Annotated in this window: 4 protein-coding genes; all 4 read right to left on the bottom strand. The window is 70.5% G+C overall.

What is annotated here, in order from left to right; translation table 11 throughout:
* Positions 1-266, bottom strand: a 266-nt coding sequence (locus ACFRAL_RS17430; protein ID WP_378885403.1) for a hypothetical protein, incomplete at its 3' end; no start/stop codon positions are given.
* A 12-nt stretch (positions 267-278) separates the two neighbouring features.
* Positions 279-626, bottom strand: coding sequence for a hypothetical protein (locus ACFRAL_RS17425; protein ID WP_375821558.1), 348 nt, complete (start codon positions 624-626; stop codon positions 279-281).
* Positions 623-832 carry a hypothetical protein gene (locus tag ACFRAL_RS17420; RefSeq protein WP_375821557.1) on the bottom strand — a complete coding sequence of 70 codons (210 nt, stop codon included), beginning with the start codon at positions 830-832 and terminating at the stop codon, positions 623-625. Before ACFRAL_RS17420 ends, ACFRAL_RS17425 begins: the two co-directional genes overlap by 4 nt.
* A gap of 23 nt (positions 833-855) precedes the next feature.
* Positions 856-1,142, bottom strand: a 287-nt coding sequence (locus ACFRAL_RS17415; RefSeq protein ID WP_378885399.1) for a hypothetical protein, incomplete at its 5' end; no start/stop codon positions are given.

The following is a 1,142-nucleotide window of genomic DNA, read 5'->3' as shown; positions in this document are numbered from 1 at the left end:
TAGTAGAACGCCTCACCCCCGAGCGACGTGCCGCCGCGGATCGTGATGTCGTTGAACTCCGCTGACCCGTTCTGGTCGAGGTGCCAGCCGGACACCCCGGGCACGTAGTTCGCGGACTCCAGGGTCCCGCGCACCGTGATGTCGTTGAACTCCGCCGATCCGTCGATCCGCACGCACCAGCCGGACGTGCCCGGCTGGAAGTCCGGAGACTGCAACGCGGGCCGGATCAGCACGATCCCGCCCGCAAGTTCGTCCTGGAACTGCACGACTCTCCCCCTCTACCGCATTGTCATGGTGCCGTACAGCCACGCCGTGGCCACCGAGCCCGGGACCCCGTTGACCCACTCGATCACGAGCGGCTGGGAGGGCTGCACCAGCGTCGACCCCGTAGCGGTCGACTGGTTGCCCATCCAGGACTGCGCGACCCGCTGTCCGCCAACGCCCCCCAGGAACACCCGCACCTGCGGGACGGGGGTCTGCGTGGGGTCCTGCGACGTGGCCACGTTGATGGTGGTCACCAGCCAGGTCCGGAACGACTCAGGGGCCAGCTGGACCACGCCGTGGCCGGACGCGTCCAGGGTCACCGACCCGGACGCGTCCAGCACTTGAGGCGCCGGCGTCGTCATGCCGCTCCCGTGAGCGCGGCCACGGCGTCCGGCCCGCCTATCGCCCCCACCGCCAGGAGGGCCACCGCGCTCATCCATTGGATCTTCCTGGCGTGCTGGTCCTGCGTGACCGCGATCGTCTTCACCTCCCGGCGGAGTCCGTCCACCTTGGTCTGGAGCGTGGCGAGCTGCGCCAGGACCGGGTCTCTCTGCTGCTGCGGGGACATGGGTCCCCCTTCTGTAGGACGGCTCAGGCCGTGGGCGAGATGATGAACCAGGCCACGACGGACGTGTCCGTCGCGTCCGCGGACGTGATGGTGAACGACGTGCCGGCCACCCGGGCGGTGACCCCGACAGCCTTGGGTGTGGTGACCGTTCCGAGGGACTGGACGGTGCACTGGATCCGGGAGTTCGCGGCCACCTTGTTGGTGGCCACCGTGACCGCACCCGCCACCAGGGTGGCCACGCCGCTGGTGGCGCCGGCGCCCTCGGCCACGGCCAGGCCCCCGCCGGCGGTGCCGATGCGGAGGGTGTCCT

Source organism: Microbacterium sp. NPDC056736 (genome assembly GCF_042790415.1).
Taxonomy (GTDB): Bacteria; Actinomycetota; Actinomycetes; order Actinomycetales; family Microbacteriaceae; genus Microbacterium.
Note: the sequence above shows the minus strand (reverse complement) of the source record. Positions and strands in the feature narration are given on the sequence as shown.

Bases quoted from the DNA above. Each gene is read 5' to 3' on its own strand.
- ACFRAL_RS17425 (WP_375821558.1), bottom strand. From the start codon at position 626: ATGACGACGCCGGCGCCTCAAGTGCTGGACGCGTCCGGGTCGGTGACC.
- ACFRAL_RS17420 (WP_375821557.1), bottom strand. From the start codon at position 832: ATGTCCCCGCAGCAGCAGAGAGACCCGGTCCTGGCGCAGCTCGCCACG.